We start from the raw sequence: 17,436 nt of genomic DNA, 5'->3' as shown, positions 1-17,436 counted from the left end.
AAAAAGTCAGCTTCCTCGATAAGTACTGTAGCCTCCCGGCGCAATGAGCAGCGGAATATGATAATGCTGCTCTGCATCGGCAATGTGGAACCGGATCGGGATGATATCCCACAACGGCTGTTCTGAGAGCCCGGAATTATAGACCTGTTTCAGATAAGCTCCTGCCCCGAATCTCAGCTCGTAAACCCCTGGCACAACTCCCGAGCTTTCCAGCAGAGGAGCTGTTGTGCGCCCGTTTTCGTTCGTCAAGCTTTCAGCCACCAGCTCCCACGTGCTATCCCCGGTTATGCGGTACAGCTCAATTTTCATCCCTGCTGCCGGCTTTCCCCGCCCGGTATCCAGTACATGGGTTGTAATCCGTCCCGCCATCAAGACCCATTCACCCCTTGATGCTTATTGAGCCAATCCTCCAGCCTGAAGCCGGCAATCCGTAATACCTGCTCTACAGCCGTTTTCCGTTCTTCCTCTTCGGAATGATGGATGCGCCGCTTGGCCGCCTCGATAATGGTTGCCGGTGTGTGCCCTTTTACAGCCAGAATGAATGGAAAAGCAAACTTCTCGGTATAACGCCGATTCAGCTCTGTCAGCTCCTCATATTGCGCCGGAGACAGGGAATCCAGCCCCGCCCCTGCCTGCTCCTTCACCGAATCGGAACTCATCGCCATTCTGGTCCCCAGATCGGGATGGCTGCGCAGCAGCCGCAGCACCGCTTCAGGCTCCGCCTGTTCCACAATCGTCTTCATCTCTTCGAACATATGTGAAGGAGACATGAAGGGCCTCTTCTCCCATGCTTGCTCCGCAATCCACGGCGAATGCTCAAAAAGAGTGCCGAAAGCAACTGCAAACTGTGCAAGATCAAGGCTGTTCATGTACTCCGTCACCGCCGTATCGCTCATTGTCCTGCCTCCCATGCTGCTTGATTAAACGTAATTGTAAAACCCGCTCTCTGACACGACAATGTTAATAACGCATTATTGTCACTTAAACTAACATTATGAAAAAAATTTGGTCATCGTGCATGAAGCCATGTTATTCGCCCCGCTTTTGATCAGCCGATTGCAGGAATTTGCGAAATGTGAATGCCATCTTCAATTTCAAAAGGTCGTTGTTCTTCTTGAAATCCATCTGCAGCAAGCCAGCGATCTTATCCATCCGGTAAGTTACCGTATTCCTGTGCACGTAGAGGCGTTTGGCCGCTTCATTGATGAGCCCGTCATGCTCTATAAAAGCTTCCAGCGTAAGCATCAGCATATGATTTGCTTCCCCGTCGCGCAGCAGCGGTTCCAGCAGCTTGTCGCAGTAATTGGACATCACCTCCGCAGGCACATGCTGATACACGTATGCAAACTCCAGCGTATCAAATTGCAGCGCCGTATCCTCCATGCCGAACCTGATCGCGAGCTTGCGTGTCTCCAGACATTCCTGGTACGCTTCCCGGAGCTGGGCAAGCCCGGGCTTCATCTTGCTGATCCAGAACCGGGGCTCGGGTTCATTTTTGGCACGCTGGCTTTCGATAATATCACTGAACCTGCTGGACAGAAATTTCACCAGCCGCTCCCCGCTGTCTTTGCCCGTCGGGCAGCTATAGATGGATAATATTCCTTGATCGACATGAAAATGATGGGCAGAGCTCAGTTGCATAAGCGGATTGTATTGCAGCTCCCTGTGAATTTGCTTCAGCAGCTTTTGAGAGGAAAAAGCCGCAGGCTCCAGGGTGGTAAGCACACATTGGTAAGCTCCCTCCGCAAGGGAGACTCCTTTGCCCGCAGTATAGCTGACGAGATCGGAGGAGCTGATTTTGCTGTTCAAATACTGCATCATGACCGTCTTCATCTCATCCTGAACTGTCGGGTGAATGTGCTCTCTGTAGGTCAAATCCATGTAATAAGCCAGCACCTCCGCAGCCTGCTGGTACAGCCCTTCCTCAGATCTGGGTGAATGGGGGGATTCCGTGAACACAAGCAGAAAACCGTACTCCTCCTCCTGCTGTCTGATGGGCATGCGGTGACAGAGACCGGCACGCCATTTGGTCTTGGAATACATCGGCTTCCACGGCCACCCCTGCATCAGACCGGGCTGCGCACCTTCATCGGTGTTGGCGAACAGGACATGCCCTCTTGATCCGATCACCGCGAGGCGGCATCCAAGCACCTCAGAAAGCCCCGCGAACACGTTGGGATCCGTGCCTTTTCTCAGGGCGAATTGCATCAATCGCTTTTGCCTGTCGACAATGGACTGCAAGGCCTTGGTGCTGCGTTCATACTCGGCGCGAAACAGGGCATCCATCTGATCGGAAAACGTAAATTGAAAAGGAAGTTCAAGCAGCGGAAACTTCAGCCGGTCCGCTTCCTCAATGACCTGCTCGGGAATATGCTGCCAGAAGCGGCCCAGCTTGACGCCAAGTCCCGCACAGCCCCGTTCGTCCAGCCGCTGCAGCAGCCGCATGACCCCTTCCTGGCTATCTTTAAAAATGAAGCCTGTTGTAAACAGCATTTCACCGTTTTTTATCCAGTCCGCTATATCGGGTGCATCCATAACATTGACCGACTTCATCATTCTCATTGTTCCCTCGGAGCCGGCTACCAGCTTCGCTTCGGAGAGGGGATAAATGCTTAAAGCCTCTTTTACCGTCAGTCGCATGATGATACCTCCCTTTTAATTATCATGTTATGTTATATATATATTTTTATTTTGTTAGTTATTATAACATCCCCTTTCAAGAAAAAACTGACATGAGCTCTTGAATTTTTTTCACATAAAAAAAACCGTGTCACCTCTTACGGGTGCACGGTTTTTAGCTTCTTCGTCATATGCTTGGCCCTCGTCCGAGCCAGAGCTTCATACGTGAAATCAATTCTTCATATTCAATGGCTATCAGGCTTTCGGGTGAATCATTTTGGCCGGATCGACATACTGATCAAACTGCTCTTCGGTTAACAATCCTGTCTTAAGAGCGGCTTCCTTCAATGACAGTCCCTCTGCATGAGCAAGCTTCGCGATCTTGGCCGCATTTTCATATCCGATGTAAGGATTCAATGCGGTGACAAGCATGAGCGAGTTATGCAGGTTATGCTCGATTTTCGCCATATTCGGCTCAATGCCAACCGCGCAGTTGTCATTAAAGGCAATGATGGAATCGGCCAGCAGATACACCGATTGCAGGAAATTGTAAATAATGACAGGCTTGAACACATTGAGTTCAAAATTGCCTTGGCTAGCCGCAAAGCCGATCGCCGCATCATTGCCCATCACCTGCGTAACGACCATCGTTAACGCTTCACTTTGAGTAGGGTTAACTTTGCCCGGCATAATGGAGCTTCCCGGTTCATTGGCCGGAATCGTGATTTCGCCAAGACCGCTGCGCGGTCCGCTTGCGAGCCAGCGCACATCGTTGGCGATTTTCATCAAATCGGCGGCCAGTGCCTTCACGGCCCCATGAACCGCTACGACCTCATCATGGCTGGTGAGCGCATGAAACTTGTTCGGCGCCGAAGTGAACGTTTTGCCTGTGAAACCGGAAATCTCGGCGGATGTCATCGCACCGAACTCCGGATGGGCGTTAATTCCGGTGCCCACAGCCGTTCCGCCAATGGCCAGTTCTTTCATGTATTCGACCGTAGCGGTGATCATGCGGGCACTCTTGTCCAGCATCGCCTCCCAGCCACTGATTTCCTGACCGAGGGTTAACGGGGTGGCATCCTGCAGGTGCGTGCGGCCGATTTTGATGATGTCCTTAAACTGCTCCGACTTGCTGCGGAACGTCTCTTTCAGCTTGGTTATGGCAGGCAGCAGATGGTCCTCTACAGCGAGCACACCTGCAACATGCAGCGCCGTCGGGAACGTATCGTTGGAGCTTTGCGACATATTCACATCATCATTGGGATGCAGACGCTCTTCTTTGCCGTTCTGTTCCAGCCACTGGCTGCCAAGGCGGGCAATGACTTCGTTCACGTTCATATTCGACTGTGTGCCGCTTCCGGTCTGCCATACGACCAGAGGAAAATGATCATTCAGCTTGCCAGTCAAAATTTCATCTGCAGCATATACGATCGCATCCTTCTTGTCCGCCGATAGCTTGCCCAATTGGTGATTGCTAATCGCTGCGCTCTTCTTGAGCACTGCAAAGGCATAAATGACCTCTATGGGCATTCTTTCCGTGCCGATCGGGAAGTTCTCCTTGCTGCGTTGGGTTTGAGCACCCCAAAGACGGTCCGCAGGAACTTTGATTTCACCAATGGTATCTTTTTCAATCCGGTATTCCACTGTAATTCCTCCTTCATCATATGTACTGCATGTTCTCTCAAAATTTATGACTTCCTGTCATATTATACCGCATATAAGATGAATCTTCACCGTTTTTTGCAAGCGCTTTTTTTAATGAATAATTAAGTTTACATAATTATTAATATGTTATTATGGTCGCAATTAAATAGTTTTGTTGACAACGCATCGTTTAGTTTATATACTGTGTACGTATGATGCACAGTTATAAGTTTTGATTTTTACTGTGCTAATTTCAGCACAATTAACAAAAAGAAGCCAGGAGGCTAGATGAGATGGAGAATACACAACAATTACAAGATTTCAGCAGTGTCATTAAGGAAAGACGTTCTGTACGGCATTACGATCCTGCGTTCAAGATTTCAGAGCAGGAGCTGAAAGAGATTTTGACCGAAGCGACCCTTGCGCCGTCAGGCGCTAATTTTCAGCCCTGGAAGTTCATTGTCTTCAATGATCAAGCTTTGAAGCAGCAACTGTTTCCGATTGCAAACAACCAGCAGCAGGTAGTGGACGCCTCGGCTGTAATCGCAGTGCTGGGTGATCTCGAATATATCAAGCAAACCGAGCAAATTTATGATTCGGCGGTTGAAGCCGGCTACATGACCAAGGAGGTTAAAGAAACGCTGGTCTCCCATATAGAGAGTACGCTGGCGACTATGGATCACCATGATATCGAAAGTGGTGTGTTATTTGACACCGGTCTCGTCTCCATGCAACTGATGCTTGTCGCTAAAGCACGCGGATATGATACGGTTGCCATGGCTGGTTACGATAAAAATAAGTTCAAAGAAACCTTCAACATTCCTGAACGTTACGTCCCTACCATTCTCATTGCCATCGGCAAAGCATCACAGCCAGGACATCCGACCACCCGGTTGCCGATTGATGATGTACTATTCTGGAACGGTTTGTCCCAGTAATATACTTCATCGTCCTTAAGGTTACATTGCAAAGACGTTCCAAATCAACTTTATACATCGTTGGACTTGGAACGTCTTTTGCAAGCTTCACATGTTCCCTTAAAGAATTGCCAATACCACGCAGTCCAAACTTGGAAGCCGCAAATGACACCTGGGTGAAATGATTGTTCTCAAGCCCGGCCGTCGAACCGATCAAAATGATTTTGGCGTTATCCGATTTTTTCAGATTGGGAAGCAGCCTTTGGATACAGGTAATGGCGGAAACGACATTGACATTTAGAATATTAGCGATTTCAGCGGGATCATCCTGCTCAAAGTCATAGTCTTCCCTGAAGCCACTGCTCTCCCAGATCCCCACGTTATAAATAAGTACATCTAGAGCAGTGTCATTGAATGCATCGGCAATCTTATTACCGGCTTCGACCGACGCCAGATCCGCTTTGATCCAATATCTGTTGACTCCATCATCAAGCTGCAGCGTCTCTGGACGGCTTCTGGAAACAATCCATACATGGTCTCCCCCCTCGATAGGAATCTGCTGGTCTATCATCTATACATCAAAAATAGTTAATATGCTGACAGATTAAGCGCAAAATATATGGGCTGCCCCAAGCAAGGCTTGCAGCATCTTAATCCGGGTAAATGCAGTACAGGCTGGCGCTTTGCTCGAACCGTTCGCCTGGCAGCAGTTGAATCAAGCCAGCTTCCTCTGGTGCAATGTTGCTCAGGTTAGGAGCGTTGACCCGGTTCATTTGCGGTTCAGGGCAGATAAATGAACGGTTTGCGCCGTTATTCCAGATCATCCAATGCTTATAGGAAGTCCCGACATCATACACCAGCTTGACCCCTGTCCGGAGATCCGTGAGCTCCATATAATTACGGCCATTTTGCGGAACAGCCGTGTAATGGTTATCCATAGCCGCAAAATACGGGTTAACACCTTCCGTCTTCATGGCCTGTTCTTCTTCAGACAGCGGCAGCAGCCTGCCGGTTGGCAAAGAGCGCTCATTCAGCTCAATACGTTCGCCAATGGTTACCTTGATCCGGTAATCGTCAGGCGTGCTGCCGGCAGCAAAGGGTGCGTTAATGGCAGTATGAAACGCAAACAGGTTAGGCATCGCTTCCGTTCCCTCATTCACAATAGAACACTGTTGGTGCAGGCCTGTGCCGTCCAGCCTGTAACGCAGATAGACTGTAAATTTGAAAGGAAGGTACTGGTGCATCGGATGCTGCTCATCTACCTTTTGGCTGATCAATACATAGCTTTCCACATCGGTCGTGCCGCAGGCGACGACTTTCCATGGCACGTTATGCAGAAAGCCGTGCAGGTGATTATGTGTCGCTTGCTCATTGATCGGCAGCTCGTACACAGTTTCTTTCCAAGGGAAATTGCCGTCCTCGTAACGGTTTGGTGGAAAGAGAAAAGGAATTCCGTACACCGAAGGATTGGCGGTGAAGTCATTCATTGCATTTTCGTCCGGCTCCCGCAAAAAGCGGTATCCTCGCTCCGTATCCCGGAATGCCACCAGATTTCCGCCATATTCCGGAATCAACGCGGCCTCGTACGTTCCGAACTTCAACCAAATTGCGTCCAGGCCATTAAACGGCTCTTGATAAACAGTGTGCTCGATAGACATGTGAAACCTCCTTGAAAATATGTATCCTGTTTCTTAAGCTTATGAAAACGCTAATATGCCTGTCGGCAAGACTATACCACGCTCTGTGCAAAAATTCCATTACAAAAAGAAAACGGCCCTCCAAGGCCGCTTGATTCAGACATATTTTCCTTCCTTCGGCACCGCCATTTCCTCGAAATGCTCTGCCATCTGCTGTAGCTGGCGATCCAGCTCGGCCCCCTTCATGACAGGACCGTGACCTGTTACAACAGTGGCAGGGCGATGCTTCGCAATCAGTTCAACCGAACGCCTGGCGGCAGTCCAATCGGTAGTAAAATAAGTCGGCGGGCCATGGATCTCCCCTACCTGCTGTACGACGGCCAGTGCCGATTCCTGTTTCACACTGATCATGGCATCCCCGGAAACAAGCATCCGATCCGCCGGCCGGAGAAGAGATACATGTCCGGGCGTATGCCCAGGGGTATGAAGCCAGCTCCAGCCTGGGGCCCCCGGTACGGTGCCGTCGGCAGGGAGCGGCTCCACACGATCATCCAGATCGATCGCTTCATTCGGGTACAGAAAGGATACCCCTGCCAGCAGGCCGCCGCCTACGGAGGGGTCTGCGGGAAGATAATCCTGCCACCCCGTAAGATAAGGAAGCTCCAACGGATGTGCGTACACCGGAGAACCCCAATGCTGGATCAGGCCGATTACTGTGCCTACATGGTCAAAATGGCCGTGTGTCAGGATGATTGCCGACGGCGGGCCGGGGTACCTGGCTTCAGCAACCGCGATAATGGCGTCTTGAAATCCGGGCATACCGGTATCCACCAATACCCAGCCACGGCGGCCCGGCTCACCTATAAACACCGTATTTACAAATAATGTTCGCAGCTTCAGAATGTCTGGAGCAGCCTCTTCCGTTGCTGTCAATCCATCGAAGAACAGGGAATCTGTCATATGCAAGGAACCTCCAGTATACACGGAAATATCTCAGTTAAATGCCTAATAGTGTTCCCGTACCCTTGTCATCATATGATGTCCATCCTAAAGATAGTCCAACAATCTGCCTGCATAGACTTGCTTTATTCCTGGAGAGAGGCTTGAGCCGCCTCCAGCAGCAGATCGAACAGATTGTCGTCTTCCTCCAGCCTCGCATCAACTGCCAGCATTTCCTCCTCGCTCCGCCGCCCTTCTGCAAAATGGATACTATAATCCCATTTCTTGCCCTTTTTGCTGTACAGCAGAACCTCATATGAGGACTGATTGCCTTCGAGCGAAAAAATAACGTGACCTGTGTATGTACCATCCTCTCCCTTTTTCAGCTCTGCCTGTTTAATTTGAACCTCTTGTGCCAATTCGGCCATGAGAATCCTCTCCTTTTATGTATATTGGTCTGTTTCTCAGATGCTTGTCCATGGATCAAGGCAAGCTGATTTGTGAACCTTATCGTTCCATTGTACAATAGAAACGATACATACGATACGGCGAATGCGTATGATCCCCGTATCATCTTTTTAAAAATGGAGGAATGAACATGTCAGACTTTCAGCAAAAGCTGCAAAAATATGCCGAGCTGGCTGTCCGCATTGGAGTCAATGTGCAGCAAGGCCAGACGTTAGTAGTCCATGCGCCGATCTCGGCGGCCGAATTTGTCCGGCTTATCGTGAAGGAAGCATACACAGCCGGCTCCAGCCTGGTCAAGGTGAATTGGAGTGACGAGACGGTTACACGCCTGCAGTATGAAATGGCACCTGATGAGACGTTCGAGATTCCGCCAAAATGGTATGCCGCAGAAATGACCGAGCTGGTCGAAAACGGGGGAGCCGTGCTGCATGTGCTTGCAGAAGATCCTGATCTGCTGGCAGGAATCCCTTCCGGCCGCATTCAGGCGTCGCAACGTGTCCGGGCTACCGCATTGGCCAAATACCGCGCCTATCAGATGGCGGACAAGTTCAGTTGGTCGATTGTTGCCGTGCCTTCCGCCGCATGGGCCGCGAAGGTGTTCCCGGACGCTCCAGCCGCAGAGCAGATGGACAAGCTGTGGGATGCCATTTTTAATACCGTGCGTCTGAGTGAGCCTGATCCGGTGGCGGCTTGGAACGATCATCTGCAAAACCTGCAATCCAAGTCGGATGTGCTTAACAGCAAGAACTATCATAAGCTGCACTATACCGCGCCCGGCACGGACCTGACCATCGAGCTGCCTGAAGGTCATATATGGGCGCAAGGGGACAGCATTAACGCACAGGGACATAGTTATGTAGCCAACATGCCGACAGAGGAGGTATTTACAGCTCCGCTCAAAACCGGCGTAAACGGCAAAGTCCACAGCACCAAACCGCTCAGCTACGGGGGCAATATTATCGACAATTTCACTCTCACCTTTGAGAATGGCCGCATTGTGGACGTGCAGGCACAAACCGGGCTGGAAACACTGCAGCACCTGATTGAAATGGATGAGGGCGCCCATTATTTAGGCGAGGTGGCCCTGGTGCCGCACCACTCCCCCATCTCGGAGAGCAACATTTTGTTTTACAACACCCTGTTTGATGAAAATGCCTCCAATCATCTTGCGATCGGCACTGCGTATTCCTTCTGTCTGAAGGGTGGCAAGGACATGACGCAGGAGCAGCTGGCCGAGCACGGCCTGAACCACAGTCTGACCCATGTCGATTTTATGATCGGCTCTGCAGACATGGACATCGATGGCATTACACATGACGGACAACGTGAGCCTGTTTTCCGCAAGGGCAACTGGGCATTTTAACTCAACAAAGTAAATTGAACAACCAAAAAGGAGTACCCTGCGTCATTTGATACGGCTGCAGGGTACTCCTTTTCTGCGGAGGCCGATCAGGCCCCCGCTTCTTCAATAATAAGCTCTTCTTTCATAAGCCGGACACGTGAGATCCGTTTATTCTCCGTCTCTTCCACCATAATCAGGAAGCCATTATGGGCAACAGATTGTCCCGGCTGGGGAGGAATGGCTTCAATTTGCGAGTACATCCACCCTCCGACCGTATCGAGATCCTCGCTGCTCAGTTCAAGACCGAAATGGTCGTTGAACTCTTCAATCAGCATCATGCCGTCGATGGAGAATTCTTCTTCTCCGATCTGCTCCAGCACTGGCCGCTCCTGATCAAATTCATCCTGAATTTCACCCACGATTTCTTCCATAATGTCTTCAAGGGTGACGAGGCCGGAGGTTCCGCCATATTCGTCGATCAGGATCGCAATTTGCGTCTTGCTGCGCTGCATCTTTTTCAGCAAATCGCTGATCTGTGTCGACTCGGGAACAGCCAGAATCGGCCTGATCATCGTCCGGGTATCCAAAGTATCCGCCCGCAGCAGATCCTTGATATGAATGAACCCGATAATATGATCCTTGTCTTCCCCGCAGATCGGATAGCGGGTTCGCATGCTGTCCAGAGCGATGGTCAGGTTCTCTTCTGTCGAAAAATGACTATACAGACAGATCATTTCCGTTCGCGGAATCATAATCTCACGCGCCGTGGTTGTCGAAAAATCAAATATATTATCAACAAGCGCCAATTCTGTGTTATCAATTAGTCCGCTTTTATTGCTTTCCTTCATCAGTATGCGGATTTCCTCTTCGGTATGAGCGGATCCATCATATTCAGATACCGGCTCGATCCGGAATAACCGCAGCAATCGGTTGGCCAGGCCGTTCAGTACCCAGATAAATGGATACATGATCTTATAAAACCATGTCATCAAGGCGGCCGAGTATAATGTAATCTTTTCTGCATTGCGGATGGCGATCGTCTTTGGCGCCAATTCACCAAGCACAATATGGAGAATGGTAATCAGGATAAAAGCAATGACAACGGCGGTTCCGTGTACATAGACGGGTCCAAGACCCGCGGACGCAAACAGCGGCTCAATCAGGCCAGCAATGGCGGGTTCGCCGATCCATCCCAATCCCAGGGATGCCAGGGTGATGCCCAACTGACAAGCGGATAAATAAGCGTCCAGGTTATGAATCATGTTTGAAGCATAGGCAGCCCTCTTGTTGCCGGTATCCATCAGCATATCGATCCGACTTCCCCTGACCTTGACCATGGCAAACTCAGCGGATACAAAAAAGCCGTTAAGCAGTACCAAAAAGAGAACTGCCACCAAATTTAAAATTATGGGTAAAGGATCACTACTCAATAAATTTCCCTATCCGTCCTCGTTGCAGACAGACAGGAGCACCTCCTTCGATTGGTTTGTACTGTACTGTGATTGAATCCAAGACTCAGCTTCAACTTCCCAACGGGCTCACTCCTCTTCTCATAAGTAAATTCTTATATTACATTATATAGTTATAGACTACACAACGAAATAGCCGGCTATGACTGCAAACACGGAAGATAACCCGATTTTATGCAGATTTTAGCTGATATCCGGTATTTTGAGGCCGAAAAGCCCGATTTTGGCCCCAAACGACAGTTAACCCTCTGCTGAGCAGAGGGTTCGTACATCATATGAGAGGAAAAAGCGATTTATCTCGACGTTGTCGGAGGATTGCCCATGACTCCGGGATACTGATAGACGAGCGGCTCGTTAAAGGTGGCATAGTCAAGGTTCACCATTAATAGCATAATCCGCATGCCTGACGGGTCGCTGATAATAATATGATCACGGCCGGCGGCTTCCACTTTTCCTTTGAAAATTTTGGCGTTCCAGTCTTTATTGTTCTCATAGGTCATATAAAAGGTACCCGTTTTACCAAGATTCAAACGCAAAATGTTCTCGATGTAGGATTGTTCAAACTGCGGCGCCTGTACGACGGTTCCTGTCGGGGTCATCATGCTTCCGCTGTTAACCTGTGGCGGAACCATGCCTTGACCTGTAACGTTCATGCCCATGTTCGTTCCCATCGGCATCATCCCGGCTTGGGGCATCATCTGCACGGGTGCGGCATTGGATGCAAATCTGTACGGATCCGTGAACCCCCCCTCATATGCATATGGCGGATAAAATTGAGACATCATTGAATACCCTCCCTGAATATGTTTCTTCTTCTCTAGTAAACTGCAGGACAGTCAGCTGCTGACGGGTTATAGAAGCAATGAGCTTTAAAACGGCCTGAGTGGCTTTGGTTATACCACGTTCCGGGACATCCGCCAGCAGGCCTGAAAAACCATAAAGCGTTGGAGGCCGGCCAAATTTTTTCTCCGTTGATGACCCGCCGGGCAAGCCGGATATCCCGCTCACGAGCCCTTTGATAAAAATACCCCTTCTGTGTTGCTTCAAAGCCGCCAGGGCTCTGAAAAACCATCTGCTTCATCTGCCGGATATCCCTGAAATCGAGGCAGTTGCCGAGAATGCGGTTCACGCCGACATTGCCGACCATCAGCATTCCCTGCTCCCCTTCGCCCTCGGCTTCCGCTCTCATCAGACGGCCCAGCAGCTTGACGTCCTCTGAATTGGATTTGATGACAGCCACCCAATCCCCTCCTTGCTCCTGATTACATACTATATCGTATTGTGCATCCGCCTATTAGGTGACTTGTTCGGATACAAAAAAATACCTTTCCGAAGCATTTCGTTCCGGAAAGGTATAGTACACAGCCTTACGCTCAGGGAATATAGATCATTTTGCGTGTCATTCCGCCGTCAATCACCAAATTTTCACCTGTAATGAAGTCATTGCCTGGCTCCGTCAAATACAGGCAGGCCCTGGCAATATCCTCCGGTTTTCCCACACGCCCCGAGGGATGCTGGCTGTGGTCCTCCGGGCGAAGCTGCCCATAATCCCCTGTCTCAATCCAGCCCGGGCTGATACAGTTGACACGGATGCCATCACGTCCGAGCGAAACGGCCAGCGCATGCGTCAGTGCGGTGATCGCGCCTTTGGAAGCGGCATATGCTTCCGTGTCAGACTCGGACATGGCAGCACGGGTGGAGGCGATGTTAACGATAGAACCGCCCTCTGCATTGCTTTTCATCACCTTCGCCGTTTCCCGGCTGGCCAGAAAGCAGCTGCGCGCATTCGTGTTCATCACATCGTCCCATTCGGCAGCCGTCAGCTCATAGGGGGATTTCCATACACCTTTACCCGCGTTGTTGATGAGTATATGTATGGTGCCGTATTGCTCCTTGGCTGTATGAACCAGTCTGAGAATGTCCTCCTCGCTGCGCATGTCGCATGCAACAAACATGGCTTCATGTCCCTCGCTGCGTAAAGCCGCCGCCGCTGCCGCTCCTTTTTCCGCATCATGATCGGCAAGCACGACGCGGGCCCCTTCACCTGCGTACGCGGCAGCGACTGCGCTGCCGATCCCCTGGGCTGCCCCTGTAACGATCACAACCTGCTCTTCAAACCTCATATCCATTTTCCTCCTTGAGGGATTTACCCCAGTATAACAACTCCTTTCTATTATATGAAACCATTTAGGCAGCTGCAGAAACACGATTGGAGAATGGCACGCATCTTCCTGCTGTACTCACCCGGAGACCATGCCTCCGGTGCCCATGGAATGGGGACGATGGTCACGCTCAAACCCGATATACCTGGTCCCCTGGAAGGTCAGCCTGCCCGAATCCCCCTCCGAGCACATCCCATACTGCTCCCCGTTCACTTTAAACTCGAGTCTGTCCCCGCTCTCCACTTCAAAGGTTAAGTAATACAATGTAGTCGTAGCAGGGGACGAATCGTCCAGCTGTCTTTGCTGTATATACATTCGTCTGGAGGCGATGCGGGAGCTTACCGTCAGCACCGGCTCCGTCCGGTTCCGCTTCCAGCCCAAAATTTCCTTCCCGGCCGACAAAATGATAATTCCAAGTATCATGACAAAAAAGACAGGAAATACGGTTCCCATCAAATCAAACATCCATAGTGATTCGAACCCCACAGAATGATCCCCCTTTACGAAGTAGAGAGCTGTTCTTTCTTCTCCCCATGTATATGCCCGAGCCGCAAATACTTGACCACGCCTGGCCCCCGACTTTTACCGGCAACAGTAAAAGCCTCGCCGAAACAGCGTTCGGGAGGCTTCAGCCGAATTTGTATTGAAATGGGGACATGCAGCTCATGTTATAGCCCCTTAAGCGTGAACCTGCCGCAGATACCATCGGGTTTCATCGCTTTCTGCTTCCATCCGGTTTTGCTCTGCATAATGCTCAGCACAGCGTCTGCAATCATCTTCAGTCGTACATTCACTTGCATCGATACAGGTGTAGCAGAATTGAAGCAAATATGCGGTCATATTCGGCTCGACATTCGGATTAGCTTTCAAGGGGATCACTCCTAGGTTCTTTATGTACCCATTATAACAAGAGAAACTTAATAAAATTGTGATTATTTTCACATATAAAACAAAAATTGAAGCACTAAAAATTGAAAAACAAGCAGACGGCAATCACCGCTGCTTGTCCTCGTGTCTGCTATAAAACTCTCCAGGTACGGCCGCCGTCTGTCGTCTGCATCAGCAGCGATTTACGGTCCTCCGCTTTTTCAATCAATAGCCAACCCACTCTGGATGAGGCAAATCTGATTTTTACCGGCTCAGGATACTTGGCCAGCATGTCCGACAAAATTCTGTTAGGCGCAAAGCGCGTCCAGGTACGGCCTCCATTCGCCGTATAGTGAACCGCCCCATTCAGCAGAATCCAGCCTTCCCTTCGGTTCAGAAAGGTTGGGACGGCTGCGCTCTCCGGATGCTCGGGCACAGCCAAAGGCATGAAGGAAAAGTCCCAGGTCAAGCCACTGTCCGATGTGAAATAGCCGCTATATCGTGTTTTCCCGGATGTAGAGCATTTTAGCGGCAGCCAGCCGGAAAGATCGATCGCATCCGCAAACTGCGGCTTGCTGCCGGCATCTGCACTGCACGCCGCAGGTGTGTCCAGATCAGAGGAGGAGGACCAGGTCTTTCCTTCATCCTTTGTCACATACAGGGCCGGTGATCCTTCAAAATTCAAGGTAACCATCCCTTCACCGTTTTGCCTGAAGCGAATTCCGGTTACCTTGCCGGTCAGAGGCAGCACGGGAAGACGGCTGTCTTCGGCCAAATCGCCAGAATTCTGCATATACATGGCCCAGGTTGCGCCGCTGTCCTTCGTGTGATACAAAATTTTCTGTTCCCTGGTTTCGTTGGCGAAGTCAGACGCCATAATCCAGCCGGTAGACGGGTTCGTAAAAAACAGGGCGCTTACGGTTCCGCCGCTCGGCAATGCGGTGAGATTCCAGGTGGCCCCCCCGTTATTCGTGCGCAGTACAATCGTTGAAGTCCGGTCCCAGGTTTGGCGTACGATCCATCCATGGCTTGCGTCCGTAAACCAAATCTCCTTGCCGTATTCCAGCTCTCCGGGAAAAGGAATATTCTCGGATGGAGAGATATTCGTCCACGTTTCTCCCTGGTCATGGGTATAGTAGATGCGCAGTGCATTGCGTGTCACGCCCCAGGCAATGCCGCTGGTGCTGTCAAACAAATGAAAATCCGTCAATCTCGTTTGAATTTGATATTTGGTCGTATCTTCTCCTGTCTTGGCCGGCACAGCCGGTACGACAGTAATCGTCTGTCCATCTTCAACATCCTGCACATCCATTATCGCTGGCTTATCCTTTTCTTCAGCCGGCTCTGACGTGCAGGAGATCAGCATCATGCTGGTCAGCAGGAGCCCGGCAAGCGGCCTGCACCAACGCATTTTCATTTCATTAGTCCCTCCAGTTGCCGCCGGTTTTAAAACTGCAAATACAAGATTGGTGTTTCTGAATCTACTATTATATCATAACAAACACGCAATCTCATCCGCCGGACTTCTTGTGGACGCTGCCCGGATTGACTGTTATGCTTTCGTAGTAATCAGTTTAATCCCAAGAAGCACAAAAATAGCGGATGCCCCGCAGGCAAGCCATTCGTTAAATCGCTCGCTGTGCAGCAGTCTGCGGTGAAATACGCCGGCAAAATACCCGAGCAACCCGAAGATGATAGCGGTAAGCACCATAAACACAACGCCGAGTACAATCATCTGCAGAGGTACATATCCATAGCTGTAATTGACAAACTGGGGCAGAAAAGCAAGAAAGAAAATGGCAACCTTCGGATTCAGAACATTCATGGTCATGCCTTTGAACAGGAGCCTGAAGCCCTGCTGATTGGAAGCGCTCGACAAGACACTCCGATCCTTGCGGTGAATAAAAGATTGATAGGCCAGATAAAAGAGATAACATGCCCCGGCTACTTTAAATACGGTAAACACGGTGGCCGAGGTCTGTACAATAATCGATAAACCCAATGCGGCTGCCAGCGTATGTACAGTATTGCCAAGACTGAGGCCAATGGCCGTCATGACCCCTGCCTTGCGTCCGTTCGTTATGCCCTGTGTAACCGTGAAAATCAGGTCAGGACCCGGAACCAGAATCAATAATACCGACGCGCCGATAAAGAGCATCATGGCAGATAATGAGAACAACGGGTTTCCTCCTTTAAAAATAAAACATGCATTCTACATTACGAAAAAGGAGCATGGAACAAAACTGGCCCGGACTGCAAATGGTGTACGGGCCAATCAGCTTTTTACATGACCTCCGCTTCCTCTTCCCTCTTCTGCAGCAGCCGCTCAGCCACTTCCGCAAACGACTCCGGCTGCAGCAGCTCGACCGGCGAAAAGCCTTTGTCAAACGTAAAGGAGTCCCCCTCAATAATGAGCGCATACCGGTCATGCAGCTTCGCAATATGCAACTTGCCGCCGAAGTCGGACAGCAGACCACGCACGGTTGTATCGTCAAGCTTGAAGCGAATTTCAATCTCCGGCTTGAGTTCCACGATGCGCTGGGCCGCCTCGGCAACCTGAACAGGCTCCCATTTTTCCTGCAAATCACGCTTCTCACTGGACGCCCATAGCTCCAAATCCCGCTCCTCCTGCTGTCTCGCCTCACTCTCCGCATCCGGCCACTTGGTCTCGACATAGTCCTGTACAAAGCTCATGACATGCTCATTGACAATCTCTGGCATGGACTGCTCATAGGTCACAAATTTCAGGAAATCCTCAAAATAGCGTGCATGGGAGGATTGGTGAATCTTGAGCTCCCACTCATCTACCATGCCTTCTTCTATCATATAAGGATACATAATAGATTTCATGTTGCGGGCGGAAATGGCCATTTCCACCTCGCTGATGAGGCTGCTCTCGGAAATACGCGCAATTTTCGGTTCAAAGTCGCATTTCAACACGAAAATAAACGGATCATCTGAATGGGTGTTCATGATGGTCTGCACGACAATCAGCGCCCCGCCCCGTACAGCGCTTGTATCAAGGTACATACGGACCAGATCATCGCAGGCATTCTTAAAATCTTCCTTGTCCCCTGCCGCACGCAGACGGGCGAACATGTTAAAGTTGGGGTTGCTGCTCAAATCATGCTCCGGCTCTACGATAAAGCGGCCGATTTTGGTCGGAGCCTGCTCTGTGCTCGGATTTTTCTCCACCTTGCGTTTGCTGATCCGTGCGAATTCTCCGTCAAGAAATTTCTTGACATCGCTCTCTTCGTAATCATAATCGTCCATCGTGGCGTAATGCTTGTATGTTTTGCCGCCCTGTCCATCCTTGCCGTCAACCTGAATGACAAAAAAAGATAAAAATTCAACTGTAAAGTTCATAACGTC

Annotated in this window: 19 protein-coding genes; 2 read left to right on the top strand and 17 right to left on the bottom strand. The window is 50.3% G+C overall.

Annotated features, from left to right (window positions below):
• Positions 1–6: 6 nt before the first annotated feature.
• The 4 genes from uraH to fumC form a co-directional block, all read right to left on the bottom strand.
• A complete protein-coding gene (gene uraH, locus ACE41H_RS01970) occupies positions 7–369 on the bottom strand; it encodes a hydroxyisourate hydrolase (protein WP_375353155.1) in 363 nt (120 codons plus the stop codon).
• Positions 369–896, bottom strand: a complete 528-nt coding sequence (gene uraD / locus ACE41H_RS01965; protein ID WP_375352949.1) for a 2-oxo-4-hydroxy-4-carboxy-5-ureidoimidazoline decarboxylase — start codon at positions 894–896, stop codon at positions 369–371. The genes uraH and uraD overlap by 1 nt, the downstream gene beginning before the upstream one ends.
• 133 nt (positions 897–1,029) lie before the next feature.
• A complete protein-coding gene (locus tag ACE41H_RS01960) occupies positions 1,030–2,640 on the bottom strand; it encodes a PucR family transcriptional regulator (RefSeq protein ID WP_375352947.1) in 1,611 nt (536 codons plus the stop codon).
• A gap of 234 nt (positions 2,641–2,874) precedes the next feature.
• Positions 2,875–4,263 carry a class II fumarate hydratase gene (fumC, locus tag ACE41H_RS01955; protein ID WP_375352945.1) on the bottom strand — a complete coding sequence of 463 codons (1,389 nt, stop codon included), beginning with the start codon at positions 4,261–4,263 and terminating at the stop codon, positions 2,875–2,877.
• A gap of 293 nt (positions 4,264–4,556) precedes the next feature.
• Here fumC and ACE41H_RS01950 point away from each other — a divergent pair, with 293 nt between their 5' ends.
• Positions 4,557–5,201 (top strand): nitroreductase family protein, encoded by a 645-nt coding sequence (locus tag ACE41H_RS01950; RefSeq protein ID WP_375352943.1) that lies wholly within the window; start codon positions 4,557–4,559, stop codon positions 5,199–5,201.
• Here the strand turns inward: ACE41H_RS01950 and ACE41H_RS01945 are convergent.
• The 4 genes from ACE41H_RS01945 to ACE41H_RS01930 form a co-directional block, all read right to left on the bottom strand.
• Positions 5,110–5,751, bottom strand: a complete 642-nt coding sequence (locus ACE41H_RS01945) for an SDR family NAD(P)-dependent oxidoreductase (RefSeq protein WP_375352940.1) — start codon at positions 5,749–5,751, stop codon at positions 5,110–5,112. The two genes, ACE41H_RS01950 and ACE41H_RS01945, sit on opposite strands and share 92 nt — an antisense overlap.
• A 79-nt stretch (positions 5,752–5,830) precedes the next feature.
• On the bottom strand, positions 5,831–6,838 hold the full coding sequence (locus tag ACE41H_RS01940) for an aldose 1-epimerase (protein ID WP_375352938.1): 1,008 nt from the start codon (positions 6,836–6,838) through the stop codon (positions 5,831–5,833).
• Between the two features lie 135 nt (positions 6,839–6,973).
• Positions 6,974–7,777: an MBL fold metallo-hydrolase gene (locus tag ACE41H_RS01935; protein WP_375352936.1), complete on the bottom strand. Its 804-nt coding sequence runs from the start codon at positions 7,775–7,777 to the stop codon at positions 6,974–6,976.
• Positions 7,778–7,902: 125 nt separating this feature from the next.
• Positions 7,903–8,184: a hypothetical protein gene (locus ACE41H_RS01930; RefSeq protein ID WP_375352934.1), complete on the bottom strand. Its 282-nt coding sequence runs from the start codon at positions 8,182–8,184 to the stop codon at positions 7,903–7,905.
• 170 nt (positions 8,185–8,354) lie between these two features.
• On the opposite strand from ACE41H_RS01930, the gene ACE41H_RS01925 reads away from it, so the two are divergent.
• A complete protein-coding gene (locus tag ACE41H_RS01925) occupies positions 8,355–9,587 on the top strand; it encodes an aminopeptidase (RefSeq protein ID WP_375352932.1) in 1,233 nt (410 codons plus the stop codon).
• 86 nt (positions 9,588–9,673) lie between these two features.
• Here the strand turns inward: ACE41H_RS01925 and ACE41H_RS01920 are convergent, their stop codons facing one another.
• From ACE41H_RS01920 to ACE41H_RS01880, 9 genes are all read right to left on the bottom strand, one after another.
• A complete protein-coding gene (locus tag ACE41H_RS01920) occupies positions 9,674–10,972 on the bottom strand; it encodes a hemolysin family protein (RefSeq protein WP_375353153.1) in 1,299 nt (432 codons plus the stop codon).
• Between the two features lie 356 nt (positions 10,973–11,328).
• A complete protein-coding gene (gene gerQ, locus ACE41H_RS01915; RefSeq protein WP_375353151.1) occupies positions 11,329–11,715 on the bottom strand; it encodes a spore coat protein GerQ in 387 nt (128 codons plus the stop codon).
• Positions 11,716–11,852: 137 nt separating this feature from the next.
• Positions 11,853–12,275, bottom strand: coding sequence for a cell wall hydrolase (locus ACE41H_RS01910; RefSeq protein WP_375352930.1), 423 nt, complete (start codon positions 12,273–12,275; stop codon positions 11,853–11,855).
• A 133-nt stretch (positions 12,276–12,408) separates the two neighbouring features.
• Positions 12,409–13,158: an SDR family NAD(P)-dependent oxidoreductase gene (locus ACE41H_RS01905; protein WP_375352928.1), complete on the bottom strand. Its 750-nt coding sequence runs from the start codon at positions 13,156–13,158 to the stop codon at positions 12,409–12,411.
• A 117-nt stretch (positions 13,159–13,275) separates the two neighbouring features.
• Positions 13,276–13,683, bottom strand: coding sequence for a DUF2500 domain-containing protein (locus ACE41H_RS01900; protein WP_375352926.1), 408 nt, complete (start codon positions 13,681–13,683; stop codon positions 13,276–13,278).
• A gap of 192 nt (positions 13,684–13,875) precedes the next feature.
• A complete protein-coding gene (locus ACE41H_RS01895) occupies positions 13,876–14,067 on the bottom strand; it encodes a hypothetical protein (protein WP_375352924.1) in 192 nt (63 codons plus the stop codon).
• A 148-nt stretch (positions 14,068–14,215) separates the two neighbouring features.
• A complete protein-coding gene (locus ACE41H_RS01890; RefSeq protein ID WP_375352922.1) occupies positions 14,216–15,481 on the bottom strand; it encodes a WD40/YVTN/BNR-like repeat-containing protein in 1,266 nt (421 codons plus the stop codon).
• Between the two features lie 135 nt (positions 15,482–15,616).
• Positions 15,617–16,243, bottom strand: coding sequence for a LysE family translocator (locus ACE41H_RS01885; RefSeq protein WP_375352920.1), 627 nt, complete (start codon positions 16,241–16,243; stop codon positions 15,617–15,619).
• A gap of 104 nt (positions 16,244–16,347) precedes the next feature.
• Positions 16,348–17,430 carry a DUF3900 domain-containing protein gene (locus tag ACE41H_RS01880; protein WP_375352918.1) on the bottom strand — a complete coding sequence of 361 codons (1,083 nt, stop codon included), beginning with the start codon at positions 17,428–17,430 and terminating at the stop codon, positions 16,348–16,350.
• Positions 17,431–17,436 lie beyond the last annotated feature (6 nt).

Source organism: Paenibacillus enshidis (assembly GCF_042136365.1).
Lineage (GTDB): Bacteria > Bacillota > Bacilli > Paenibacillales > Paenibacillaceae > Paenibacillus > Paenibacillus enshidis.
This window is presented reverse-complemented; position numbering and strand designations above follow the sequence as displayed.

What these genes read in the sequence shown, in the direction of transcription:
- ACE41H_RS01930 (WP_375352934.1), bottom strand. Translation starts at nt 8,184, where the DNA reads ATGGCCGAATTGGCACAAGAGGTTCAAATTAAACAGGCAGAGCTGAAA.
- ACE41H_RS01925 (WP_375352932.1), top strand. Translation starts at nt 8,355, where the DNA reads ATGTCAGACTTTCAGCAAAAGCTGCAAAAATATGCCGAGCTGGCTGTC.
- ACE41H_RS01950 (WP_375352943.1), top strand. Translation starts at nt 4,557, where the DNA reads ATGGAGAATACACAACAATTACAAGATTTCAGCAGTGTCATTAAGGAA.
- ACE41H_RS01935 (WP_375352936.1), bottom strand. Translation starts at nt 7,777, where the DNA reads ATGACAGATTCCCTGTTCTTCGATGGATTGACAGCAACGGAAGAGGCT.
- ACE41H_RS01880 (WP_375352918.1), bottom strand. Translation starts at nt 17,430, where the DNA reads ATGAACTTTACAGTTGAATTTTTATCTTTTTTTGTCATTCAGGTTGAC.
- uraD (WP_375352949.1), bottom strand. Translation starts at nt 896, where the DNA reads ATGAGCGATACGGCGGTGACGGAGTACATGAACAGCCTTGATCTTGCA.
- ACE41H_RS01945 (WP_375352940.1), bottom strand. Translation starts at nt 5,751, where the DNA reads ATGATAGACCAGCAGATTCCTATCGAGGGGGGAGACCATGTATGGATT.
- gerQ (WP_375353151.1), bottom strand. Translation starts at nt 11,715, where the DNA reads ATGATGCCGATGGGAACGAACATGGGCATGAACGTTACAGGTCAAGGC.
- ACE41H_RS01890 (WP_375352922.1), bottom strand. Translation starts at nt 15,481, where the DNA reads ATGAAAATGCGTTGGTGCAGGCCGCTTGCCGGGCTCCTGCTGACCAGC.
- ACE41H_RS01960 (WP_375352947.1), bottom strand. Translation starts at nt 2,640, where the DNA reads ATGCGACTGACGGTAAAAGAGGCTTTAAGCATTTATCCCCTCTCCGAA.
- ACE41H_RS01905 (WP_375352928.1), bottom strand. Translation starts at nt 13,158, where the DNA reads ATGAGGTTTGAAGAGCAGGTTGTGATCGTTACAGGGGCAGCCCAGGGG.
- ACE41H_RS01940 (WP_375352938.1), bottom strand. Translation starts at nt 6,838, where the DNA reads ATGTCTATCGAGCACACTGTTTATCAAGAGCCGTTTAATGGCCTGGAC.
- uraH (WP_375353155.1), bottom strand. Translation starts at nt 369, where the DNA reads ATGGCGGGACGGATTACAACCCATGTACTGGATACCGGGCGGGGAAAG.